Annotated in this window: 17 protein-coding genes; 14 read left to right on the top strand and 3 right to left on the bottom strand. The window is 41.8% G+C overall.

Annotated features, from left to right (window positions below):
* The first annotated feature begins 76 nt into the window (after positions 1-76).
* From ACT3ID_RS13150 to alr, 8 genes are all read left to right on the top strand, one after another.
* Positions 77-1,099 carry a ParM/StbA family protein gene (locus tag ACT3ID_RS13150; RefSeq protein WP_491542506.1) on the top strand — a complete coding sequence of 341 codons (1,023 nt, stop codon included), beginning with the start codon at positions 77-79 and terminating at the stop codon, positions 1,097-1,099.
* A 29-nt stretch (positions 1,100-1,128) separates the two neighbouring features.
* Positions 1,129-1,479 carry a bactofilin family protein gene (locus ACT3ID_RS13155; protein ID WP_491542507.1) on the top strand — a complete coding sequence of 117 codons (351 nt, stop codon included), beginning with the start codon at positions 1,129-1,131 and terminating at the stop codon, positions 1,477-1,479.
* 142 nt (positions 1,480-1,621) lie between these two features.
* Positions 1,622-3,109 carry a sodium:solute symporter family protein gene (locus ACT3ID_RS13160; protein ID WP_491542508.1) on the top strand — a complete coding sequence of 496 codons (1,488 nt, stop codon included), beginning with the start codon at positions 1,622-1,624 and terminating at the stop codon, positions 3,107-3,109.
* Positions 3,109-3,549 (top strand): GNAT family N-acetyltransferase, encoded by a 441-nt coding sequence (locus ACT3ID_RS13165; RefSeq protein ID WP_491542509.1) that lies wholly within the window; start codon positions 3,109-3,111, stop codon positions 3,547-3,549. The genes ACT3ID_RS13160 and ACT3ID_RS13165 overlap by 1 nt, the downstream gene beginning before the upstream one ends.
* Before the next feature lie 109 nt (positions 3,550-3,658).
* Positions 3,659-4,729, top strand: coding sequence for an alanine racemase (locus ACT3ID_RS13170; protein WP_491542510.1), 1,071 nt, complete (start codon positions 3,659-3,661; stop codon positions 4,727-4,729).
* Between the two features lie 337 nt (positions 4,730-5,066).
* Positions 5,067-5,660 carry a peptidoglycan DD-metalloendopeptidase family protein gene (locus ACT3ID_RS13175; protein WP_491542511.1) on the top strand — a complete coding sequence of 198 codons (594 nt, stop codon included), beginning with the start codon at positions 5,067-5,069 and terminating at the stop codon, positions 5,658-5,660.
* A 364-nt stretch (positions 5,661-6,024) separates the two neighbouring features.
* Complete coding sequence (locus ACT3ID_RS13180; RefSeq protein ID WP_491542512.1) at positions 6,025-7,179, top strand: amidohydrolase; 1,155 nt, start codon at positions 6,025-6,027, stop codon at positions 7,177-7,179.
* A complete protein-coding gene (gene alr / locus ACT3ID_RS13185) occupies positions 7,180-8,352 on the top strand; it encodes an alanine racemase (RefSeq protein ID WP_491542513.1) in 1,173 nt (390 codons plus the stop codon).
* 412 nt (positions 8,353-8,764) lie between these two features.
* Here the strand turns inward: alr and ACT3ID_RS13190 are convergent, their stop codons facing one another.
* The gene (locus ACT3ID_RS13190) at positions 8,765-10,192 is read right to left on the bottom strand and encodes a GWxTD domain-containing protein (RefSeq protein WP_491542514.1); all 1,428 of its coding nucleotides are present in this window, start codon (positions 10,190-10,192) and stop codon (positions 8,765-8,767) included.
* 435 nt (positions 10,193-10,627) lie between these two features.
* Here ACT3ID_RS13190 and ACT3ID_RS13195 point away from each other — a divergent pair, with 435 nt between their 5' ends.
* Together ACT3ID_RS13195 and ACT3ID_RS13200 are read left to right on the top strand one after the other, a co-directional pair.
* On the top strand, positions 10,628-13,795 hold the full coding sequence (locus tag ACT3ID_RS13195; RefSeq protein WP_491542515.1) for a SusC/RagA family TonB-linked outer membrane protein: 3,168 nt from the start codon (positions 10,628-10,630) through the stop codon (positions 13,793-13,795).
* 20 nt (positions 13,796-13,815) lie between these two features.
* The gene (locus ACT3ID_RS13200; protein WP_491542516.1) at positions 13,816-15,210 is read left to right on the top strand and encodes a RagB/SusD family nutrient uptake outer membrane protein; all 1,395 of its coding nucleotides are present in this window, start codon (positions 13,816-13,818) and stop codon (positions 15,208-15,210) included.
* A gap of 124 nt (positions 15,211-15,334) precedes the next feature.
* On the opposite strand, the gene ACT3ID_RS13205 is transcribed toward ACT3ID_RS13200, so the two are convergent.
* Positions 15,335-16,768: a GWxTD domain-containing protein gene (locus tag ACT3ID_RS13205; protein ID WP_491542517.1), complete on the bottom strand. Its 1,434-nt coding sequence runs from the start codon at positions 16,766-16,768 to the stop codon at positions 15,335-15,337.
* 574 nt (positions 16,769-17,342) lie between these two features.
* On the opposite strand from ACT3ID_RS13205, the gene ACT3ID_RS13210 reads away from it, so the two are divergent.
* The 4 genes from ACT3ID_RS13210 to ACT3ID_RS13225 all read left to right on the top strand — a co-directional run bounded on the left by ACT3ID_RS13210 (position 17,343) and on the right by ACT3ID_RS13225 (position 25,229).
* A complete protein-coding gene (locus tag ACT3ID_RS13210) occupies positions 17,343-20,654 on the top strand; it encodes a SusC/RagA family TonB-linked outer membrane protein (RefSeq protein WP_491542518.1) in 3,312 nt (1,103 codons plus the stop codon).
* Between the two features lie 32 nt (positions 20,655-20,686).
* Entirely contained in the window at positions 20,687-22,339 is a 1,653-nt protein-coding gene (locus ACT3ID_RS13215; RefSeq protein WP_491542519.1) for a SusD/RagB family nutrient-binding outer membrane lipoprotein, read from the top strand.
* 18 nt (positions 22,340-22,357) lie between these two features.
* Positions 22,358-23,395, top strand: coding sequence for a hypothetical protein (locus ACT3ID_RS13220; RefSeq protein ID WP_491542520.1), 1,038 nt, complete (start codon positions 22,358-22,360; stop codon positions 23,393-23,395).
* Positions 23,396-23,879: 484 nt separating this feature from the next.
* On the top strand, positions 23,880-25,229 hold the full coding sequence (locus ACT3ID_RS13225) for a GWxTD domain-containing protein (protein WP_491542521.1): 1,350 nt from the start codon (positions 23,880-23,882) through the stop codon (positions 25,227-25,229).
* A gap of 1 nt (position 25,230) precedes the next feature.
* Here ACT3ID_RS13225 and ACT3ID_RS13230 read toward each other — a convergent pair whose 3' ends face one another.
* The gene (locus ACT3ID_RS13230) at positions 25,231-26,658 is read right to left on the bottom strand and encodes a GWxTD domain-containing protein (RefSeq protein ID WP_491542522.1); all 1,428 of its coding nucleotides are present in this window, start codon (positions 26,656-26,658) and stop codon (positions 25,231-25,233) included.
* Positions 26,659-26,727 lie beyond the last annotated feature (69 nt).

The following is a 26,727-nucleotide window of genomic DNA, read 5'->3' on the forward strand; positions in this document are numbered from 1 at the left end:
AGTATTCTCAAGAAAATATTTTTATAATCAGCAATATAATACGTTGAACTGGGTACATCTCAATTAAATTATCAGGATGATGGATATTTCTGCATTTCCAAGTGTTTTTGAGTCAACACGTACAGAATTGAATGGGGTCAGTGATGATCTTATTAACGGATTAAAACTGGAGTATAATGATGAGTCATATATCATTGGCAACCTTGCTCTGCAAGAAGGGCTGTCGCCGCATCGGCTTATTAATTGTGCTCCCGGCGAATTAGACTTTGAAGTTTTATTCAGAGCAGCTCTTTTACTAGCTCAGGAAAAGGCGGGTAGTGATTTTTCTGTTACCCTTGGTTTCCCGTTTGAGATGTATCAGTTACACAACTCAACAGCCAAGCAACAGTTAACCAAGTCGTATGACATTATGTATGATGGCTCTACATTTTCAATGAATGGAGATGTAGGTCGCCAGGCAGCTACCGTCAATCTCGAAAATGTTGATGTGATACCCGAGGTAGCCGGAAGCATTATCGCTTTGCGATATGGAGAGTTCGGAGAAGAAGATGATTTCTTTATTCTTAGCCTTGGATATGGCTCCATGGAGGGAGTAGTAAGTACGAGCAATGGCATTATTCGTCGTACTGCCACTAGTACTCATGGAATCCGCTATGCCATAAATATGCTCAAAGAAGAGTTGCAAAAAGATCATTATCTGGGATTCAAAACAGAGCATCAATTGAATGTAGCGTTTAAGAACGGCAAGATAAACCTGAATAAACGAACCGTGGATTTAACAGCCTTACGGCGCCGGGTTCTTAAATCCTATTTCGAAAATATTGTTCGCCCGGCGCTCTCAAATGCGTTTCAGGACAGTGACTTTGCCACCTGTTCAAAACTCTATTTGGTTGGTGGTGGAGCATATTACAGCGAATTGACTAATTTGATATCACAAGAGTTTGAAGGGATCCTAAATGTTGAAATCCCTGAAGATCCCGAAAAGATGGCTGTAAAGGGATACAGCATTAATACTATGAAACAGAATTCAGAAGGAATACCTGTAGGCATAGATATGGGGAATGCCAATACCCTCGTTGCCGTTATGGATCGAGAGTAGAAAGTATATATCCAGAAAAATACAATGGAGTGGCTGACAGTTTCATTTTTATCGACAGTGATACATCATTTAATGGCACAATTACGGCCGAAGAAGTAATCGTTGAAGGAGTTATAAAAGGCGATATCACTGCTTCGGAGAAAGTGCTGGTTAAAAACGGCGCCGTGATAAACGGAAATATTGTGACAGATCAGCTCCTTTTTGAAGAAGGGGGAGAGCACAACGGCATGATCCGGTTGGGAGAACCCAAAGCGGAAGTGTTAACCTCAGAGAAACAACATGAGGCATCTCTCTCCGAATCTGATAATCATAAAAACGGGGAGGGTAAATCGCCCGCAAAAAAGTCTGAAGATGAGGAAAACCAAAAGCGTTTATGGTAAAAATTTCCCAAAATTATGTAATTAGCATTTCCATCACTTAAGACATATATTATAGGCGATTTAATTGAAACCCTTGAGTGGACAGAGACTCAAGGGTTTTTTTATTAGATAGAAATCCAATTTTAGTACGGTAACAGTTTATATGCATTGGATTGATCTGACCATATTTATCGCTTATATGGTTGGAATGTTAGGATTCGGCGTATTCTTTCTGCAAACGAATGAAGGTGCTGATGACTATTATGTTGGCGGTCGTAATATGTCTAGCTTGCATATCGGTCTTTCCGTCGTAGCTACCGATGTTGGTGGCGGATTTTCCATCGGTCTTGGCGGACTTGGTTTTATATTGGGTATTTCCGGGTCCTGGATGCTTTTTACCGGTCTTATAGGAGCGTGGTTGGCCGCTGTATTTCTTATCCCCAAAGTAAAAGGAAATCCTGTTTTTGATGAAGCATTCACTTTTCCACAGGTTTTCGGCCATTATTTTAATCCCCGTGTGGCATTGGTAGCTGGTGTTATATCTGCAGTGGGATATGCTGGTTTTACGAGTTCTCAGATTTTGGCCGGAGCAAAGCTGGCTACGGGTACTTTTGCCGATCTTGACCTGCAAACGGCACTTATTATCATGGGGACTGTAGCTGTTCTCTATACCGTAATGGGCGGACTCAAAGCCGTCATTTATACGGATACCGTTCAATGGACTATCCTGATGCTTGGACTCATCTTTATCGGTGTTCCGCTTTCATACACAGCCGTGGGAGGCTGGGAAGGAATTACTCAGTATGTCGATCCGGCCCTGCTGTCAATGAGTAATCTTACGTGGCAGCGAGTAGTTTATTGGGCCGCCACAATAATTCCTATTTGGTTTGTCGGGATGACTCTCTACCAGCGTATCTATGCCTGTCATGATGAAAAAACGGCTAAGAGAGCATGGTACTTGGCCGGTGTTTTTGAATGGCCTATAATGGCGTTTATGGGAGTTTCACTTGGTTTATTTGCAAAAGTAGCGGCCGCACAGGGTATGTTTGAATATCTCGGTGCAGCCAGCGTAGCAGAAACTGATCCCGAAACCGGTCTGCCGATGTTGCTTCGTACTATTCTGCCGGTAGGGCTTATGGGGATCATGATGAGTGCCTATTTCTCAGCTATTTTATCCACCGCCGATAGTTGTCTGATGGCGGCATCCGGCAATGTAGTTTCGGATATAATTGGCTATTTTAAGGATGTGGATCATGAAAGCGATACTTTTCTGCGATTCTCGCAGATTACTACACTTATTATAGGTACTCTAGCTCTGTTACTTGCTACTACAATGACTAATGTGCTGGATCTGATGCTATATTCTTATGCTTTCATGGTTTCCGGATTATTTGTGCCTTTGCTCGGGGCATTGTACTGGGATAAGAGCAGTAGTATAGGCGCCATAGCTGCCATGATACTTGGTGGATCTACGACGGTTTCATTGGAGGTACTTATGGAAAACTTACCGGCCGGCCTTGATGCTAATGTTTTTGGAATTACGGTCTCTGCCGTGGTGTTTATTGCAGTCTCGCTTGCCGTTCCTGACAAAGCTGAAGATTCAGAGCCACGTGCGGATAAACTAGAAAAAGTTAACACTACTATTGACTGATGAACTTTGATATAATACGATCTGATATCAAGAATCCGACACCTTTTAGTCGCGAAAATATTGCAGATTTTCTCTATGAGCATCTCGATGAGTATGGTGATGAAAAAAAACACATATTAGCCTGTATCGGTTATGCTTACGGTGATGAAGAAGGGCAGGATGGATTTATATTGGTGTCTCATGATGAGGAACAAATTACCGGAGCAGTGATTATTAACGATACAAATATGGAGGGTTTTATCCCCGAACATATTTTGGTTTATATTGCTGTTCACGGGAGTTTTCGTGGCCAGGGGCTCGGCAAAGAGCTTATGGAGCGAGTTATAGAAGCTACCGAAGGGGATATTGCGCTGCATGTTGAGCCTGATAACCCTGCAAAATACCTGTATGAGAAATACGGGTTTACGAATAAATACTTAGAAATGCGACTTCGGAAATGATTAATGCTCACTCAAATTGCTGTTTTCAGAGATTATAGGATTTCTTTTTGAAAACTCCCGGCAGAAGACCAATAATCAATAAACCAGTTTATCTGATAACAACAACCGGATGGCCTATTTAAAATTATATCGTGACAAGCTGCGTCATAATTATAATTTTCTGGATAATCTGTTTAAAGACAATGATATCAAGTGGGGTATAACCACCAAGCTGCTTTGTGGCCACGAAGAGTATCTCAAAGAGGTAGCTGATCTGGGAATTGGTGAAATGCTCGATTCGCGTATCAGTAATCTCAAAAAGATCAAAGAAATTGATCCCAATACACTAACCACCTATATCAAGCCGCCGCCGAAGGATATTATAGAATCGGTGGTGAAGTACGCCGATGTGAGCCTGAATACCGAGTTACAGACCCTGCATGCTTTATCCGATGAAGCAAAAAAACAGGATAAAATCCACAAGGTCATCATTATGATTGAGTTGGGTGATCTGCGCGAAGGGGTCATACGTGAAAACCTGATCGACTTCTACGAAAAAGTATTTCAGCTGTCGAATATCGAAGTGATCGGGCTCGGTACCAATCTCAACTGTATGCACGGGGTAATGCCGGATGAAGACAAACTTATACAACTTGCGCTTTATAAGCAGATCATTGAACTTCGTTTCGATAAAGATATCCCGCTTGTTTCGGGTGGTACTACGGTGACGATTCCCCTGTTGCTCCGAAATCAGCTACCCAGCGGTATTAACCATTTTCGTATAGGTGAAGCACTCTTTTTCGGGAAAAACCTTTTTACGGATGGAACTATCGAAGGCATGCATAACGATGTTCTTGAGCTGTATACACAGGTAATTGAAATTGCCGAAAAACCGAAAGTACCCAGCGGTGAACTTGGTATGAACCCACAAGGAAAAGTTGCAGATATCGACCGAGAAAAAATGGGGGAAACATCCTATCGCGCTATTCTTGATATCGGATATCTGGATATCAACCCCGAGCATCTGATCAGCGAACACGAGAATCTGGAAATAGCTGATGCCAGTTCTGATATGCTTATTTTGGATGTCGGTGATAATAAAGAAGGATACGAAGTGGGAGATTTCATTCGCTTTCGAATGAAGTATATGGGCGCCCTCGGCATCATGAATTCTGACTATATTGACAAGATTGTGGAATAGGACTCCATTACTCGTCGGATGATTGGTTTTGTCATCCAACGAGTAAAAACAGAGTGGTTACATTCCGCACCAGAGGTACGGAATGAGATAAAAGTTTCTCCGTGCTCCGAGGGAGTTGCACTCCCGAGGGATTAAAAGATTCCTGTTCGGAGGTACAATCTCCTCAAAACTCTGTGGAATAACTAAAGCAATAACCCTTACAACTTTAGAAATCCCGCAGATCACGTTGATGATAATAATTCATCTGTGATATTTGCGCTATCTGCGGGAATAAATAGATAGTAGAAAAAATAGTATGTTCCCCTTCAAGCAAAAACTCTTTAGAAACAGAGAAAGTATGAAGCTATCTGATTATAACTTCACCAAGGTGATGAATTATCCGGACGATCCGGATAAGTTCTATGTGTTCGATTTTTCCAAAGGCTATAATGAAGATTTTATTGAGAGCAAAAAGTGGGGGATTGGTCGATATGATGAAGCGCGCGCAAAAATGTATGAGACTCCTCTTTTCGAAGGAAAGCGTAACATTCATATAGGCATCGATATTTGGGCTGAAGCGGGTGAACCAGTTTATTCTTTTTATGAAGGAGAAATAGCTTATAAGCAAGATAATAAGCAGCCGGGGGATTACGGTCCAACTATAGTTATAAAGTATATCTTTAATGATGATCCTATATATGCTCTGTACGGACATCTGTCGCGTCCTTCACTGTCGACGGTTTCTGTCGGAGATCGGGTCGCAAGAGGGCAAAAAATAGGAGAACTGGGAGAGTCAAACGTCAATGGCGGATGGGCACCACATCTGCACTTTCAGCTTTCTGTTGAAGATCCCGGAGAAGCTGATATGCCCGGCGTAGTTGCCCCGGACGACAGGGAAAAGGCACTGGAAAAATATCCCGATCCAAGGATAGTCTTGGGAGATTTATACTAAATTTCAGGTTACAGGATGCAAGTTCAGTTTTGTTCCGAGGGAGTTGAGCTCCCGAAGATAGTAGTTCGGAGGTAAGATCCTTACTGAAAGAGGTGCAATATTGTTGGGAGATAGTTTAACTTCTGATATATGAGTGTCTGAAGATACAAGTTCCCTCACAACTTTCAGTGTAATCAGCAAGATGTTTGGGAAAGTAGAGGTTTACTTTGTGTAACTCTGTGTCTCCTCCGTGGTTCTTTGTGAAATAAACCTAAAAGCACCAAACCAGCTATATAATAGAAACCTTTAACCACATTTCCATTGGCAATTCTGCATCAAAATCCACTAATTAAGACTTGTCATAAATGTGAGTTAGGATTTTAGTATGCCCTTCAGTATCGATCGACATATAGACGAACTAAAAAAACTGCGACATCAATTACACTCCATAGCCGAGCTTTCGGGAGAAGAGGAAGAGACTGCCGATTTCATTACTGATTTTCTTAAAGAGACAAATCCCGATCAGCTAAAAACCGGTATCGGTGGTTATGGTATTTCTGCGAGTTATGACGGTGCGAGTAAAGGTCCGCATATACTCATTCGCTGCGAACTCGATGGATTACCCATTAATGATGAAATTGATGCTGAATATCAATCCAAAACAAAAGGAGTCGGTCATAAATGTGGCCACGATGGCCATATGACGATGGTTTGTGGTGTTGCCAAAGTATTACAGAATAATCCGCTAGAAAGGGGGAAAGTTACATTGCTTTTTCAACCGGCTGAAGAAACGGGAGAAGGGGCGCGGCGCGTAATTGAGGATGACGAATTCAAATCGTTAACTCCTGATTATTGTTTTGCCCTTCATAACCTGCCCGGCTATGAAAAGCAATGTATTATATTACGCGAGGGAGTATTTGCAGCGGCATCGGTAGGTTTGATTACCAACTTTGAGGGCAGTACTGCCCATGCCTCACATCCCGAGCAGGGTCAGAGCCCGGCCCTGGCAATGGCTCAGACTATTCAGGCTTTTTCTTCAGTCCCACAGTTTTATACCCCGCTGGAAAAGACTGCTAAAGTTACGGTGATAAATGCTTCATTGGGAGAACGGGCATTTGGCACTTCACCGGGCAAAGCAACAGTTATGGCAACACTGCGGACGTATAATGAAGATTTATTAGACAAACTAAAGGAGAAATGTCTGCAGATAGCACAAAAGACAGCTGAAACTTATGAGCTTTCTTTTGATTACGGTTGGGTGGAGCCATTTCCTGTTACCAAAAATAGCAGCGAGGGATATCAATGGGTTAAATCAGCCGCCGAGAAGCTGGATTACGATATCCTGCACAAATCCACTCCTTTTAGTTGGTCCGAAGATTTTGGTCATTTTACTAATCAATTTGATGGAGCTATGTTTGGTTTGGGCGTGGGAAAAGAGCATCCTTCACTTCACGCTGAGCAGTATGATTTTTCGGATGATGTATTACCGACCGGTATTTCTATGTTTATGCAAATTATAAATGAAGTAACAGCAGAATAAATGAAAAGCGAGTTATACCCTTCCTGGATTGAATTAAGTAGGTCTGCTTTAGAAAAGAACATTTCTTTTTTAAAAGATTATGTTGGTAAAGATACCTTGTTTAGCTCTGTCATAAAGGGTAATGCCTATGGACATGGCATAAAACATTTTGTGCCGCTGGCCGAAGAATGCGGGGTCCGTCATTTTTCTGTGTTCAGTTCTGATGAAGCTCGAGCGGCCACGCGTGCGCGAAATCATAAAGAAAGTCACATTATGATTATGGGCCTGTTGAACAATGGGGCTCTTGGATGGGCGATCGAACGTGAGGTTTCATTTTTTGTATTTGAACTTGATCGACTGAAAGTTGCTGCAAGTGAAGCAAAAAGAATTGGTAAGCCTGCCCGCATCCACCTGCATCTTGAAACAGGCATGAACCGGTTGGGACTGGAAGAGGAAGAGTTTAAAGATGCCGTTAAAATCATCAAGAAAAATGCCAAGCACTTGCAAGTGGATGGTATTTGTACACATTATGCCGGGGCCGAAAGTGTGGGAAATTACGTTAGAATACAGGAGCAGATAAAAAATTTCGACGAGTACTATTCCTGGTTTCAGGATCATGGCATAGAAGCGAAATACCGGCACACAGCCTGCTCCGCATCAGCCCTTAATTATCCCGATACGATTATGGATATGGTACGGATCGGCATTTCGCAGTATGGTTTTTGGCCCAACCGAGAAACTTATATGAATTTTGTAAAGAAACATCCCGATATCAGTAAAAAACACAAAGATCCTCTGCAGCGAGTGTTGAGTTGGAAAAGTCATGTGATGAGTACCAAAAAGGTATCAGCGGGAGAATTTGTTGGATACGGCAATACTTACCTGACGAGTCGCGACGAAGTTATTGCTACTGTACCGATTGGCTATTCACATGGATTTGGTAGGAATCTCACCAATGTAGGAATAGTGCTTATAAATGGTAAACGAGCTCCCGTGGCGGGATTGGTGAATATGAATCTGCTTACTGTGGATGTGACAGATATTCCGAATGTAAAGAAAGGGGATGAGGTTGTTTTAATTGGCAAACAGGGCGAGCAGGAGATGACAGTTGCTTCGTTTAGTGAGCTGAGAAACAATATGAATTACGAAGTGCTTGTCCAAATTCCTCCTTCATTACCGCGCTATGTGGTGTAAGTAGTACTGGCGTGGCTCCAAAAAGCTGAAAAGCAATTATTGTTACATAAGAAGATTGCCTCACTTCACTCTTTCGAAGGCTTCCGGAATCGTTCCATACGCCATGAACTGTTTTCGGTAAATTCTCTTTCAACATTTCATCTTTTACCTAGCTCTGCTACGATACACACCAGTAACCCGCTCTTCGGGTTTATCTGCTTCTGTCAGTTAATTCCTCCTTATATCTATCACACTCTATGAAGCGATAAAATGGCTGCAGAGTTATCTGCCACATAAAGTATAACTAGCGCGGGAATTAATTCCCGCGCTATAGATTATGGGCAATATTATCACCTGAAATTTGAAATTTCTTTATCGCACCGAAGCAAGAGCGTCGGTGCGAAATACTCGTTTTATGGCAAGATGCAAAGCATCATATTCGTCGCGTCAGAATTTGTCCGCTCAGCCACAACTGCCGCTGGGTATATTCTACCGTATAATAATAGTTATGGCGATTTAGTAAATAATGATAGAAAGGATAATACTCATTTTTTAACTTTGGCTGATCGAACTGGTAACTGTATTCCGGGTCTTCGCGGTTATACGAGTAGTACCAATGAAGTTCTTTCAGGCGATCGTGAGTATACCAGGGTGGGCCAAATAGAATATAAACCATTCCGAAATCGGTTTTCCAACCCTCTTTAAAGTTAGAGAATTGTTTATTGGCCTGTTCTACCCGATCATAATATAACTTAATGACATTTTTCGCTTTATTGGCATTGCCAATCTCTTTTAGCCAGAATCGATCTATCTCCTTTTTGAGTGAATCGGGGTCCGATATCTCCATTAGTTCTTCATGGTCGCCTTCTCCCATAAGATAAACAAGTGGTCGAGCCAGCTCGCGAGCAGTCTGCACAGCAGGATAATTTTTACTTTTGACACCAAAGGCACGTCCTTTAAAAAGCTCTTCATCTTCATTTTCTTTTTGAGCTGTTACTTCAAAGCGGTAATTACCTCGTTCCCGGTTTTCAAACTTGTATTCGATAAAGATACTACTGTAATCGGTTAGCACGCGCTGATTCGACTGGATTTCCGTCTCCTTATCATAGTCAATACCTTTGTACTCGATAGAAGAGGGGCTGTGATTCGAATAATGCATCGGACGCGCATAGTTTGTATCCGATTCAAAACGCAGCAAGCGTGAATTCAGTGTCATATTTTGATCCGTTTCGCCGCTGATAAGCTGAAATTCAAATCGTAGCGAATCCACTTTCCCTTTTACATCGTAGGTATTGATAGGGGTCCATTCACTACCATTCTGTTTGCCATACATCTGAATATCAGAGAGGGTATAGGCACCAGTCTCTGTTTCCGGAATATAGGCTTCAGCTGTTTGTGAAAGATCCTGCCCCGAGTTAATATCCTGAAGATGTGTCGCAATCTTATATCGGCTGGGTTTTACCTGTACCGTGTGCTCAAGTGCCAGAACTTCACGTCGTGATAGTGCCTGTTTGTCCTTTATAGTGATAGTTTTCTTTATCTGTTCACTGCCGATAATATTTTCTGAATTATCGATATCCTGAATCTGAAAATCCAGGCTGATTTCAGCAGAAAGAGAGTCGCCATCTTTTTTAAATGATAGACTATTTTTTACAATTTCTGCTCTGACTTGCAATGTGGGGCCATTTTCTTCATCAATAAAACCGAATGCAGAAGTTCGAAACTCAGGGTGCCCCGCCTGGAAGTTATAACCGGTGCCGTGTTCTATATTTGCTTGTTTCGATGAGGCGCAAGAAATAATAAATGTTGCAGCAATGAGTAACTGGAAGGTTAAGGCAAATTTTCGTCTGATTTCTTTCATAACTGCTGCCTCTTGTAAAAAATTGAGGTAAAAATTATAAACTACTATCTATTCTCTAATCCTAATCTAAGAGTAATAGTAATAACAAATTATATTAATAAATTGATCCAATTTTTGTTTCTTAAATAACTCTTAATAAGATTGTAATTAGGATTTAAATATTATTTTTTTGAAAGCCTTTTCTATTATAATAATAAGCTTTTAATAGTTTTTACAAGGGAAAATTGAAGTTGGACCACTTGAACTTTTTCTTTCATAAATAACATTTAAACTATTAGGGTATTTTAATCTGCCGTTGCCATCCAATCATTGCTTTAATCGGTTAATGAGCAGATCTATTACAAGGAGAAATTTTTTTAGTAGTCTCAACCCCCTCAATGTTAACAGAAGCCAAACAAAGGGTTTTAATAATATAAACAACAAAAATAAAATACTATGCTTAGAAAGTTACTATGTACCTTAGTGTTTATAGGTCTGTTTGTTCCATTTGCCATGGCACAAAGTGGGACTATAACTGGTAAGGTAACAGACGCAGAAACTGGTGAGACAACTCCCGGAGCTAACATTCTTTTAGTAGAAAGTGAGCGAGGGACTGCCACTGGTGCTAACGGAGAATATACCATTGAAAATGTGGAGCCTGGTACGTATACATTGCGTGTTACATTTGTAGGTTACAATACTTATGAAGCTCAGGTTGAAGTGGGAGCCGGCGAAACGGTTACTCATAATATTGCACTAGAAACCGGGGCTATTGGCTTGGAAGAGGTTGTGGTTACTGGTACTGGGACAGTAGAACGTGGAAATTTAACTCAATCCATTTCTAGCGTAAGTACAGAGGATATCGAGGGTGTTTCGGTTACAAGTACTGATGCTTTGTTACAGGGTAAGGCAGCAGGTGTAACTGTTACTAGTGCCTCTGGAACGCCCGGTAGTGGTGTACGGGTACGTATTCGGGGTAATTCATCGATATCTGCCTCTAATGAACCACTTTATGTAGTGGATGGAGTTCCTCTTAGTACGGGTGATTTCGGTACCATTTTCACCGGTGGGCAAGGACTCAACGCTTTATCGACTATAAATTCAGAGGATATTGAATCAATTGAAGTACTTAAGGATGCTTCAGCTACTGCGATATATGGAGCACGTGGAAGTAATGGTGTTGTACTAATCACCACGAAAGATGGAACCGCCGGACAAACTAAAGTTGACTTTTCATATACGCGGGGAACCAAGTCCTTTGAAAGGGGACATGATTTTATGTCCGGCCCCGAACACGTGGAAGCGATCACAGAAGGAGCTTGGTTGGATTTAAAAAGTTTTGATGCTTTCGGCTTGGATGACTTTGAAAACACTGATTATCAATCTCGCTTACAAGATGTTAATAATTATATTGCCGCAGTATTTGGATCAGCTCCCGGAGCTTTTGGCTTGGGGGCGGTTACTTCCGAGAATGTAAATCAATATTTAGATGATCCTTCTTCTGCTCCAACGTATGATTGGACGGATGCTGTATTCAGAACGGGTGTTACTGATAAATTCAATGTTTCGGCAACCGGCGGTAATGTAGATACAAGATATTATGCATCTGCTACTTTTTTTGAGGAGAATTCAATTATGATCAATAATAAATGGCAGCGCATGAATGGACGTTTGAATCTTGATCATAATGTGAATGATGACTTCAACATAAGTACTCGATTAAGTTATAATCGAACAAGTGATATGCGTATCGAGAATGATAATAATATTTATGGGGTATTGACGAATGCCCAGTTAGCAACGCCTTCTGCTCCTATACGCAATGAAGACGGTACGTATAATGCTAGTGTAGGTGGGTTTTCCAATCCTGTCGCTGAGTCCCAGGTTCAAAACGAAGCTATTACTACACGTTTTGTTGGTAGTGTTTCGGGAGAATATGAGGTTTTAAACAATTTTCAAATATCCGGTAGAGCGGGATTAGATAGATTTGATCTGGATGAAAATACCTTTGACCCAAGCTTCACAAATCAGGGATCGCCTCTAGGAAGTGCATATGAATCACTTGCCATTAATCAGCGTTGGTTTTCTGAAATCAGTGCGAATTATCAAAATACTTTTAATGATGTGCACAATATCGACGCTATTGCTTTGGTAAGTTGGGAAGAAAATGATGTTGACTACCAACAAACACAAGGTGACGACTTCCCAAGTGATCAAACACGTAAAATTGCTGCGGCTGCAGTTACCGAAGGTACTTCTTATGGTTCATCCTTTGGTTTGCGTTCTTACACTGCTCGGGTTAATTACGGTTTCGATGAAAGATATTTGCTCACTTTAAATGGCAGGATTGATGAATCTTCTCGTTTTGGTGAAGGAAATGAGCAAGGGTTTTTCCCCTCTGCTTCAGCAGCCTGGAGAATTTCCAATGAATCCTTTATGGATAACCTGGATTTCTTAAATCAGCTTAAACTACGTGTTTCGGCTGGAATAACTGGGAATCAAAGCGGTATCGATAATTTTGCATCGCGAGCTCTTTATGGGGTCGGACAGTTTAACGCAACACCGACATTGTCTCCCAATCAGTTATCCAATCCTAATCTCAAATGGGAGGAAACAACAGAATATACTGTTGGCTTGGATATCTCTGTTTTAGATGAGCGGTTCTCCTTAACTGCTGATGTGTATCAGAAAGATACAGATGATCTGCTATTGTCTGCGCCGATTCCTGCTACTACAGGTTTCACATCGTTTATCGATAATATAGGTTCTATTGAAAATAAAGGTATTGAAATTAGCATTAGTACTGTTAACATCCAGCGGGGCGATTTCCGGTGGACTTCGTCACTAAACTGGGATACCTATTCAAATGAAGTCACAAGCCTGGTTAACGATGAGCCATTTAATGAGGGATTTGCTAACCGTGTACAGGTAGGAGAGCCATTAGGTGCTTTTTATGGTTACAAAACCGATGGTATCTGGAATACACAGGAAGAGATAGATAATAGTGACTTAGATGAAGGAGAAGCTGATCTTGGCGGAATTCGATTCGTAGATACAAATGATGACGGTGTGATTACTTCTGATGATCAAACTATAATTGGTGATGCTAATCCCGACTTTACCGGTGGCTTCACTAATAACTTTACCTATAAAGGATTTTCGCTGAATACATTCCTGCAATTTTCATATGGGAATGATGTGTATAATAATTCAGCTGCCTTTTATGGTAATCCGGGTTTTATAACCGAATGGGGTGTTGAGTCTAATTACGGAAACAAACGCTGGACTCCGAATAATACTGATGCAGAATATCCAAGGGCATCTTTTTTAGACTTGGATAACAGCCTTTCAAGAGATAATGACTTTTATCTGGAAGATGGTTCTTACTTGCGTCTTAAAAGAGTAAGTCTCTCTTACTCTTTCAGGGCTGAAAAGCTGCAGAGAATTAATATTCGTAATGCAGAATTATTCGTAACGGGAACCAACTTGTTAACATTTACTAGCTATTCAGGTTTGGATCCGGAAGTCAATACGTTTGACCGTTCTAACACAGCGTTTGGAACTGACTTTTTTACATTTCCTCAGCACCGTTCTATTGAAGTTGGTTTGAATCTAGGATTTTAATAATTAAGACTATTACAGTTATGAAATATTTTAAACTAATATCTACAGTATTGCTTGTTTTTGGGCTTATAAGTTGTGATGTGCTTAACCAAGACCCGCAGCAAAGTTTGCCTCCTGAACAAGTTTTTGTGGACGAACAGGGTGCAGAAAATGCCCTAAACGGTACTTACGATAATTTGGAGGGAACAAACGGAGATAACATTGTCTTTGCGGAATTAGCTTCAGATTTGGCAACTCATACTGGATCATTTCCTACATGGGGTGATATCAACAGTAATGATGTCAATGCTAGTAATGTCACAACAGAAGATATCTGGGTTGATATGTATGAAGTTATCAATAACGCAAATGGTGTTATTAAAAACGTACCCGATATTGAAGATGAAGCCTTCACTGGTGCTGAAAGGGATAACGTGTTGGGACAAGCTTTTGCTCTAAGGGCGTATGCTTATCATATCTTAGCTCAGTGGTATAGTACTCTTCCCAATTCAGATGAACCTTCTAACTTAGGTGTTCCTATCGTACTGGAACCGACTGAAGACTTTGATAATCCGGAAGCAGCAAAAATTCCTCGAGACGGTACTCAGGCTGTATATAATCAGATTATCAGTGATTATGATGAGGCAATCAGCCGTCTATCCGGCGGTAGTATTGCTTCTCCCACAATTACAGAGTGGGGAGCGAAAGCATTACAGGCCCGCGCGTTTTTAGATGCCGCTGATCGAGGTATTATTAATAATGGCTATTCGTCTGCTCTTTCCTTAGCGGATGATATTATTAATAACGGGCCGTTTAACCTTGTGCCGTCGTATGCTACTATTTTTGAGGATCAAACGTCTTCGGAAGCTATTTGGGAAATACCATTTACTTCTGAGGATAGCAACGGGTTGTCTTTTTTTGCTCGACCGAACGGAGCAGGTGGTCGATTTGAGTATGGACCAACTGCGATCTTGCAAAATTTATATGAAGCCGGAGACGAACGGGCCACTGTTAATCTTCGCACCATTGATGGTACAACTATCTTAGGAAAATATTTCCGTATTAATGGCGATGATAACATGGTTGTCATCCGTTTGGCTGAAATTATATTGCTTCATGCTGAAGCTGATGTAAAAGAAAATGGTGGTGTTGCTGCACGCGACCGTGCAATTGATAAAATAAATCAGATTAGAAATAGATCAGGAGCAGGAGACTCTTCTCTTGATCCTGCTACTGCTTCTGATGAAGAAGTGATAAATGCGATTATCGAAGAACGCGCTCGTGAATTGACTCAAGAGGGTATTCGCTGGCATGATCTTGTCCGTACTGAAAAAGCTGAAGCAGATTTGGGTATCGACGATAATGATACTCGATGGCCAGTACCCCAGCGTGAGATTGATGCTAATCCCGAATTAGAACAAAATCCTGGATACTAATTTTATTACTTCGTAAATTACGAAGCCGCCTCTCAAAAAGGGGCGGCTTTTTTATTAAAATAAAATCTTGTGAAGAATTGAAGATTAGAATAGTTGCTCAGAAAAGTAAATAGGAAGAAACTTATTAAAGATTCCGTTGCAAAATATATCCTGACAGCCACAACTCAACCTGCTGGTATTGCACACTGAAATACATTCGCGATCGCCGCAGTATATAGTGCTCGAATTGGAAATATTCTGATTGATTTCGCGGCTGAAAAAAATAAAAATTCCGTTCAGGATCTCCCCGGTTATATGAATATGACCAATTCATCTCATTTAGTGAGTAATTAACATACCAGGGCGGACCAAAAAGTATATAAACTAATCCCGCATCAGTTTTCCAACCTTCTTTGAAATTCGAAAACTGTTTATTGGCTTCCTCAACCCGACTGTAGAATTTCTTTATCACACCTTTTGTTTTGCTCTTATTGCCAATGTGACGCAGCCAAAAACGATCTACCGCCTGTTTCAGTGAGTCAGAGTCATTGATCTTCATCATTTGTTCATACTTACCTTCGTTCATCAGATAAATCAGAGGCTGTGCCAGCTCACGAGGTGATTGGATAGAAGGATAGTTTTTGCTCTTCACTCCAAAATCCCGGGCTTTAAACAGATTATCCTTTGATGTTCTATCCATTTCTACTTCAAAGCGATAGTTACCCCTTTTTTGTTGACCAAAAGTGAACTCAATAAGTACATTCCCAGCTTCAATCAGTTTACGTTGAGTGGTCTGTATCTCTTCTTTTTTGTTATATTCAATTCCTTTGTATTGAATAGTGGAGGGACTGTAGGAATTAAAATGCATAGGGCGGGCATAACTGCTATCTGATTTAAACCGTAATAGTCTTGAATTGATCGTTAATGGCTCATCAGAATCATTATTTGTTACCTGAAAAATAAATTTCAAAGAATCTACACGCCCTGGTACATCATACGTGGTGATCGGAGACCAGCCCGGGTTTTCTTCCTCCATATTTTTTCCCATCAGCATAATACTTGTCAGATTCGAAATATTATCCTTTGGGTCCGGAATAAATGTCTGTGTCGAACTGCTTATCTTTTTATCGGTTGAAAGATCAGTCAAAGTAAATTCAATCCTGTAATCCCCCGGTTCGACAGGAATTGTTTCCTGAAATGAATGAACTTCCTGACTATAGACTATATTTGGATCTTTCTTTTCTATATCCAGCGTATAGCGTTTGGAATCCACAAGTTGATCTGAATTTTCCCGGTCTATTATCTGAACCTCAATAGCGATATTAGCTACAAAAATATCATTCTCTTGATTGTAGATGAGGCTCCCGTAAACAATATCGGCTGATATATTTATGTGTGGTTCTCCCTCCTCATTTATAAGTCCAACGGCCGAAAATCGAACTTCAGGGTGTCCCTCTTTAAAGTGATAGTTTGATCCTCGTTCGATATCCGGATTAAAGGATTTAGCACATCCCGCAACCCCAATCCAAAGGGCCAGGAGTATATATTGAAGTAAGGTTTCAGGTCTAAGATATTTCATTACCTGTTAGCTACTTAAAATGACATTCTAAAAAAGAAATATACCAATTGCATGAGGTATTTAAAGTGCTTAATTAATTTGATCATAACTATCTTAATGTTTATTTATTAGCAGGAAATTCCAGCTCCCAATTTATTAAAAGAAAGCTTGGATGAATATTTCCGACCAAAAAATCAATACAGGTTAATCTTGGATAATTTTTTGGTTGTAGCTATAAAATTGGTTAAAGTCCATAATATTATTGATGATGTTACGTGCATTTTACAATTTTAGAGAAAAGCTAAGTCTTTAGGATTTTATGAACCTTTTGCTGTGTAAATAAATGTAAAATTCAGTATGCGGGAGGTTTTTTAAAACATTATTTGGATTTTCGTCACCAAATTGATTGATTTGATATACGAATTAGGGGTTGCTTTACAACAACGGATTTTTTTAATGAAAGCAGAAAGTTTTGGTGAAAAAATTAGGGGAATGTTATTCCATTTCTGTTTTACGCAAAAAAGACCTGGTTACATTATGTGAACAGGCAAACTACGCTTATATTTAAATCCTAAATCTAATAATGAGGTTAACTATGCTTAGAAAGTTACTTTCTACGTTAGTCTGTACCTTATTGTTTACTGGTGCAGCTTTTGCCCAGGGGACAATAACCGGTACAGTTACTGATGGACAGTCAGGCGAAACACTGCCTGGTGTTAATATTCAAATTCCCGATCTAAACCAGGGAACAGCCACAGATGTTGACGGTAATTTTACTCTTGACGATGTGCCAGCAGGTACATATGTGCTTGAAGCTTCTTTTGTAGGTTATCAAGCATTTACGCAAGAAGTTACTGTCTCTTCTGGTGAAGAAGTTTCCGTTAATGTGGAATTACAGCCCGATGTGGTTGGTCTTGACGACGTTGTGGTTACGGCGTTCGGTATTGAGCGGGAGCAACGCGCACTGGGTTACGGTGTTTCGGAGGTTTCATCTGAAGACATTGCCAGTCGCAACCAAACTGATCTTGCTCGATCGTTGTCAGGTCAACTGCCCGGTGTTGATATAAATTCGTCTGGTGGTTTGACCGGCTCGGGTACGGATATTAATATTCGCGGTTTCTCCTCGATCAGCGGCAATAACGCCCCGCTTTTTATTGTTGATGGTGTTCGTTTTGACGGCGGCAATAATGAGTCTGGCGATGCTGCTACCAGTAACTGGTACGGCGGAGGCGGCCAGCAAACAAATCCCAACCGCCTGCTTGATATTGATCCCAATAATATTAAAGATGTTTCGGTACTGAAGGGATTAAGTGCTACGGTTCTGTATGGTGAAGATGGCCGGAATGGCGTTATATTGATCGAGACTAAAAGTGGCTCATTTGCTGAAGATCGGCAAGAGCCCGGATTTAATGTAACGTTAAACCAATCAGTCTATGCCACGCAAATTTCCTCTCGTCCTGATTACCAGGATGTGTACGGCGGCGGTTTTGACCAGAACTTCGGTTGGTTCTACAGTAACTGGGGCCCGCGTTTCGATACCGATAATGCAGACCTATTTGGCAGTGATTTCAGGGGATTTGCCGATGACGGCACGGTGCTTATCGAGCATCCATTGATGCAACACGAACCGACAGCCCAGGCTTTTCCTGAATTGCAGGATGCTGACTACCGTTATGAAGCAAAGCCGGATCCGATTGAAGCGTTTTTCCGTGACGGGCTTTCTTCCAACTCCAGTATTGGTATCAACGGGGGTACGCAAGACCTGCGATTGAACCTTAATTACTCCCGTAACCAGGAGCGAGGGTTTACGCCTAACAACAATATGACTCGGGATGCCTTTTCAATGGGTGCAAACTACGAGGTGTTTGATGGGGTAACTGCGCAGACGACGTTCAATATGAGTCTGACCGATGTGGAAACACCTCCTACCTCAGCCTCTTTTGGTAGTGGTTCGGCAGGTGGTACCTCGGTATTTGGTGATGTCTTTTACACGCCGCGGTCGATCGATCTGAATATGCCGCACAAAAATCCCCAAACCGGTGGCTCTGCTTATTATCGCGCTGGTAATGGTATTCCTCATCCCCGATGGACGGCCAACAATACGTTAACGACCAATAAGACCGACCGTTATTACGGGAAGTCGGAGATTAATTGGGCGGTCACTGACGGGTTAAATCTCGTATATAAGATGGGCTATGACAGCTATACGGAAACCCGGACTTATAAGCAGAATCCGGGCGGTGTGAATCCTTCAGCTCTTCATGATACGGGGCTATTCCAAACGATGGATATTAACAGTAACTCGTGGGATCACAACCTTAATGCCCAGTTCGACTATCAACTGACGGAGGATTTCTCCCTTAACGGTACGGTAGGTGGGCAGTACGTGGTCGAAAAATACAACCGACAAGGCGTGGAAAGTCGGGAAATGATTATCTTTGACTTTTTCGAACACTCCAACTTTACCAGTCAATCCTCGACCAGCTTTTTTACTGGTGCTGACTTTCAACGAGAGGTTAACCAGCAGACGGCCGGTGTCTACGGAGACTTTAATATTGGATTCCAGGATTTTGTGTACTTGAACCTGGCAGGCCGAAACGATTGGTTCTCTACGCTGGAACCGGAGCATAACAGTATCTTCTATCCGTCTGCTACGCTCTCCTATGTTGTTTCCGATCACCTGGATATAACATCAGACACGTTTACGTTCCTGAAACTCTTTGGCGGTGTGTCGACGTCTGCCGGATCTCCTGATCCTTACCAGACCCGAAGTACACTGGCCACGGATGCTCGCTCATTTGTTAATAATGACGGAGAAGTCATCACCACGAATGCCACCAGTGACTTTCTCGGGAACAGGGATCTTAAACCCGAGTTGCACACCGAGTACGAAGCAGGGGTAGACGTTCGGTTTCTTAATGGTCGTTTAGGAATAAATGCTTCAGCCTATCACCGTTCTACTACGGATCTGATTACCGAAGCTCCTCTTGATCCTGCCACAGGATTTACGTCCACATTGGTGAACATTGGTGAGATTCAAAATGAAGGATTGGAGATTTCCCTGAACGGTTCGCCGATCACGGGTACCTTCCAGTGGGATGTTCAGTCTAACTTCTACACGTCCCGAAGTGAGGTAATTGAGCTGGGTGCCGGACTTGAACGCATTCAGGTAGGTGGCGGTTTTTCAACGCTCGGCAACTTTGCGATCGAAGGAGAGCCCTTTCAGGTTATGATGGGTGATAAAATTGTCCGTGTGACCGAAGAGCTGAAGCAAGAGGATTCGAACTTTGCTGACGTTGCCGTCGGAACGCCTATCATCGGTAGTACCGGAAGCTATATCGAACAGGATGATATTGGCATAATCGGTAATCCGAATCCTGACTGGCAGCTTAACCTTTCTAACACGTTCCGCTATAAGGGTGCTTCGCTCTCGTTCCAGCTTGATTACCAGCAGGGCGGAGATATGTACAGCACTTGGATTGGTACCTTGTTTGCCCGTGGTCTTACCACAGCTACTACGAAGGTAGATCGAAACAACACCTTTATTTTGCCCGGTGTTAACCAGCAGGGGCAGCCGAACACGGTTCAAGTTAGTCCAAGTACTGTATTCTTCTCTAACTTTGGATTTGGTCCGGAAGAGCTGCAGGTCTACGACATGACGCATATCCGGCTCACCAATATCCGCCTTGGATACGACCTGCCGGCTTCTGTGATTGCCAATACGCCATTCAGCCAGGTTTCTGTTGCTCTTACCGGTGACAACCTCTGGATGTATGCGTTTAACGTGCCGCAATCGAGTGGATTTGATCCCGACGTGAATTCGATCGGAGGCAACTCCCGAGGATTTGAATATCTGACGGGACCTGCCTCACGACGATTCGGCGGAAGCGTTACGATCCGATTTTAATTGCATAAAATTCAAAGACAAGGAAATTTATTATGAAATCATTACTTAAAATACTGGCTATGGCATGCCTCGCGCTGCTTATAGTTCAGTGCGAAGTGATTGATCAGGATCTGCTTAACGATCCGAACAATCCAACACCAGAAAATGTAGATCCGGATTTTCTGCTTAACAATATCCAGCAGGAAGCACGGAGTGTATATGCCGGCGCTGCAAGTACCGGCGCGGAAATGACCAGGATGCGGTATATGTTTGGCTCCACGTATGGCAATGCCTTTTCCCCGCAAAGCTTTAACGGGGTCTATAACAATGCATATTCCGACCTGTTCGTTGATGTGAAAAACCTGTTGCCTATCGCCCAAGAGCGAGATCTATATTATCACTCGGGTGTGGCCAAGGTGTTACAGGCTTACGCCATGATAACCCTGGTTGACGTTTATGGCGATATGCCGTATTCCGAGGCTCTGGATGGTACTAATTTCAATCCGGGACTTGATGATGGTTCAGCCATTTACGAGGCAGCCCTGGATACGCTGGATGCGGCTATTGCGGATTTGGAGAACCCCGATATGGTACGGGCCGCTGATAACGACTTCTATTATGGTTCTATCGGTGATATGGAAGAGCAGGCCAATGCTTGGATTAGGGCAGCCAACACGATCAAGCTGAAAGCGCACTTGAATACAGGCAACTCGTCTGCTATCCAGTCGCTGATTGACGCAGATATGCTGATCACCGAACCGGAGCATAACTTTACCTACCGGTTTGGCACAAATCAGACCAATCCTGATTCTCGTCATCCGCTGTTTTCTGGTAATTACCAAGAGCAGGCCGGTGACTACATGACGGTAAATTACATGAACTTCTTTCTGAATGATAAAGATGATGTGGATCCACGTACTCCATATTATTTTTACCGTCAGACCACAGAGAATACGGAAGACGTCAATGAAAATACTTGCATAAACTCCTTTAAGCCGTCGCATTTCCGGAGTGATGATCCGTTCTGCTACATTTATGAGGATAATTCCGCAAGAAATAATGCATATGGGGGATACTGGGGACGTGATCACCTGATTGACGATGGTATTCCGCCAGACGGAGATCTGCGTACTACGTTCGGGATCTATCCTGTAGGCGGACAATTTGACACTGGCCAGGGAGAGCCCACAGAACCTGACATGGGTCACCAGGGCGCCGGTTTTGATCCGATTCTGATGTCCTCGTTTACGCACTTTATGATAGCCGAGCATTATCATAACCAAGGTAATAGTGGTGATGCTGAAACATCCCTTGAAACGGCTGTACGACATTCGTTTGAAGCTGTACGCAGTGCAGCTCAGGGACAAGATGCAGGCACGTCTGAAGAGATGAGCGATAGTGATATCGATGATTACTGGGATGTAGTAGACACAAGGTTTGATTCAGACCCATTACGAACGATTGCCAAGGAATACTACCTGGCACTGTGGCCGAATGGTTATGAAGCGTATAATGCTATGCGCAGAACCGGCTATCCTGACCGTGATGATAACCTGCAGCCGGCACGGAGTCCGAGTCCGGGTGAATGGTATTCCACATGGTTGTACCCCGGCAATATGGTAGAACGGAATAATTCTATCGATCAAAAGTCGAGGACCCAAGCTACCTTCTGGGATGATAGCGACAACTCGAAATTTAACTTCTAGTGCTAAGAGGATATTAATATGAAATACCTAAATACATTTAATGTAACATCAGTATTCGTTGTGATGTTGTTGGTGGCAGCCGCTGGCTGTGACTCCATTACAGGGGAGCCGGATTATCCGATCCCGCTGGATGAAACCATCAACGAGGAAAATACCGGGGCTTTTTTAAGAATTCTCGGTGTTGAATCTGCTGCTATCAGCTACAATGATCTTCAGAATTCTAAATATTCATTTGAAGGTGAGGTTTATGACAGTGATAAGGGTCAAAAAACCGAAACCGTTAACTTTTATGCTACATATGTAGATAAAGATCGTAACGCACTACCTGAGACCGAGTCTCCTGTAGTAAGTTATAAAGTTAGTGATCTCTCTGTCAGTGAAGAATCAGGTTTACCGAGAACTGTATTTACAATTCCAGGTCCGGACATGATTAATGCTATAGATGGACTGGAGCAGTCCGATATAGAGATCGGTGACCGCTTCGATATCCGCATGGAACTGGTGATGAAGGATGGAACAACCTTCAGCAGTGACGACGTTAGTCCTGCTGTAACCGGTGGATTCTATTCAGCCCCCATGCAGGCGCGGGCTCCTGTTGCTATCGATATACCTGACGATAAATTTGTTGGCACTTATACCTTTACTCAGCAAAACGCTGCCCCTGCGGTGGCATGGGCCGCCCAGTTTTCTAATGGGAGTAATCCGGAAGGTTGGTTGTTTAACAGCCAGTCGAGCCCTAAAACATTCACTGCTGAGCTGTCTATTGATCCTGAAAACAATCTGAATGGCAGGGTCTTTGAAGCAGTATACCTGGAGGAATGGGGTTACGAAGCCAGCAATATACCAATTGCATTCGGTGAAACCTCTGCTACTATGGGAAGAGAAGTAGACAACGGTCTTGGTTGTGGTGAAAACATAACCGTGGACAGAGTTCCCGACGGTGGCAGTTATGACCTCGAAGATGACAGTCAGTTTACGCTAACTGTTCTTTCAAATGCCCGTGAAGACTGTGGATTCGGTTCAACAGAAGTTACATTCACAGTTACCAAGAATTAAAACGGTCATTTTAATTGATCTCACAGGGCCGCCTCGAGCTATCGGGGCGGCTTTTTTTTTATAAATTTATAGTTCCTATTGTAATGCGCTTGAAATAATTGAGCAGTAACGAAATTCTAAACTGTCGTCATTCCGCACCCCAGTGCGGGATCTCGTTCAGCGAGGAAAATAGCTATGGCAAGAAATACAGGCCAGTGGCCTTTCACTAAATTCCCAATAAAATCTTGTTCCGATGCTCTGCGTCGGAACTTCTCATAGACGCTCCGCGTCTGATTTAGTCTTATACATAAATGTCATTTGCAAGATTTATTTTTATAATATCCTAAGGCGAAATCGATCACTTCATTGTTTTCTTTTATTATTTTATTAAACAATAAGATAGAAGAAGACTAATTTTTCCTTAAGCTTAATGCCAACGAAAACATCATACAAATCACTCATTTACTTTATCCTGTTGCTGATGGTTTTAAGCTGCGCCCGAAAGATGAATCCCGACATTGAACGGGGGATCAGCTATCAGTATGAGAATGGGTATCCCGAAGTACGACTTTCCGCAATGGGAGTATTTGATGAACAATACAATCCCCAACTGGAGATAATTGCAGATATCGTTTACGGCAGTCTCATCTTTAAACGCAGTGAAGATACAAGAGTTGCTGATCTGTCGATTGAAATACAAATTTTCAGTATGGATAATAACGAAGAAATTATACACTCAAAACGGTTTTCGTACGATCAGGAAGTTGAAGATTACCAGCTTACAAAAAGTCAGAATGTATTTACCCTGAAAAGACAGATAGATGTAAAGCCTGGGAACTACAGAGTTATGCTTACTTTAATTGACCAGACAAGGGATAAACAGTCAACCCGGGTAATGAATACCAGTGTCCCCGATCCCACAACTGAAAATTCTGCTTTAACCACCATCAGGATGATGAAAAAAGAAATGGAGAACCAACAAGGTAACGACTGGGATCCTATTACGACATATGATGTACCCGGTAAGCTGGATTCGCTCAAGTTTAATTATCAAATTTTAAATCGCTCAGATCAAAATTTAACTCTCAATTCGAAGCTGATAAAGTTTAGATCCGATACTGCTTACGCAAAGCCGATGAACCGAGCCTATGAAAGTATGGCTTCCCTTTTCGATGAGGGCATAGACTATAGTGACAGAGAATTAATACAGTCTAACAGACGTGTTTTGACCCAAAAGGGTAATATTTCAATAGAGTATAAATTTTCAAATCTCTCGCGAGGTAATTATCGATTTATAGTTGAGGCAGACGGCGAAGATCAGGAGTTTTTTAAAGCTCGGGACTTCAGTATTAAGAGTTCCAATTATCCGACTTTGAAATCAGCCGAAGAGTTGGCAAAGCCCTTAATATATTTGATGAATTCAAGTGAGTACAGAGATCTTATGGCTATTGATGACAGGGATTCACTGAAGGCAGAAGTTGATCGTTTCTGGCTAAGGAAACTTGGAAACAAAAGCAGGGCACGTGCTGTGATTGAACTTTACTACGAACGTGTGGAGGAGGCAAATAAACTTTTCTCTAACTTCAAAGAGGGATGGAAAACAGATCGTGGCATGGTTTACATACTGTTTGGCTCGCCTTGGTATCAGGAACAATATCACCAGGGAATAAGCTGGTCATACACCTATGATTTATCTGATCCTAATTTGAATTTTAATTTCCAGAAAGTAAAAACCGAATCAGAATATTTTCCTTTTGAGCATTATGTTTTGAAGCGACATTCCATCTATTATACTATTCTTAACAGACAAAAACAGCTGTGGTTGAGCGGTCGAATTTTAGAAAGAAAGTTGTAATTTAGATTTGCTGTTGCATTATTTGTCCCGAAAGCCATAACTGGATTTGTCTATACTGAACGCTGTAGTAGGAGTCAGCGCGATAGAGTATGTAGTGTTCGAAGGGGTAATATTCCGATTGAGAATGTGGACGTTCAAAATAATAATTACGTTCAGGATCCGATCGGTTATATGAATATGACCATTGTATTGTGTCGTTATTTATTCTATCGATGTACCAAGGGCGTCCAAATAAAATAAAAATCATACCTCTGTCCGTTTTCCATCCCTCCTTAAAATTTGAAAAACGCTTGTTGGCTTCTTCAACCCGGTTATAATATTTCACTATAATGTTCTTAGCTTTATTTGGATCACCGATATTCTCCAACCAAAAACGATCTATTGCTCGTTTTAAAGAGTCAGGATCACTGATATTTAATAAACTGTTATGTTCTTTCTCTTCCATCAAGTAAGCAAGTGGCTTAGCCATTTCACGGGCTGACTGAATAGAAGGATAATTTTTGCTTTTAACACCAAAATCTCTGGCTTTATACATTTCAGAATCTGATGACTCATTATCAGCTTCGACCTCGAATCTGTAATTCCCTCTTTGTTGTTGACCAAAGGTAAATTCAATAAGAACATAACCTGGTTCCAGCAGTTTCCGCTGTGTAGTTTGTAGTGTTTCTTCATCGGAATAGTCAATGCCTCTATAGCTTAATGAAACGTCCGAAGGTCTGTTATAATGCATTGGCTGGGCATAAGTTGTATCTGATTTAAAGCGAATAAGTTTTGATTCTACTGTCATAGGTTCGTCGAAATCATTATTCGTGACCTGAAAGCTAAATTTCAGAGAATCTACCCGCCCGGGCACATCGTAGGTTGTGATGGGCGACCAGCCGGGATCTTCATCCTCCATATTTTTCCCCATTAACATAATATTGGTCAGGTTTGTGATATCAGCTTTGGGATCGGGAATGAAGGTTTGAGCAGAACTGCTAATTCTTTTATCCGAATTAAGGTCGGTTAATATGAAATTTATCTCATAAGCGCCGGGATCTACCGAGATTTCTCTTTGAAAGGTTAAGATTTCTTGACTATAAACGATATTCGGATCTGTTTTATTTATGTCCAGAGTATATTCCTTTGAATCAATAATGTGATCCGGATTCTCTTGATCTATAATCTGAACATCGATGGAGATACTAGATTTATATGTCCCATCTTGTTGATTATAAATAAGACTGCCATAAACAATATCGGCCGAAATATTAATATGAGGATCTCCCTCGTCACCAATAAGTCCAATGGCCGAAAATCGAACTTCAGGGTGTCCTTCTTTAAATTGATAATTCGACCCTCGTTCGATATCCGGATTAAACGATTTAGCACATCCTGCAATCCCTATCGAAAGGATAAAGAGCGTGTAGTAAAGAGTAAATTGTCTCATTTGGCCCAATTTAATTAGAATGATACGCTCACTTCCGAAAGTAATATACCAATTGATCAACAGTTTTTT

This window comes from Fodinibius sp. GM108, from assembly GCF_058386985.1.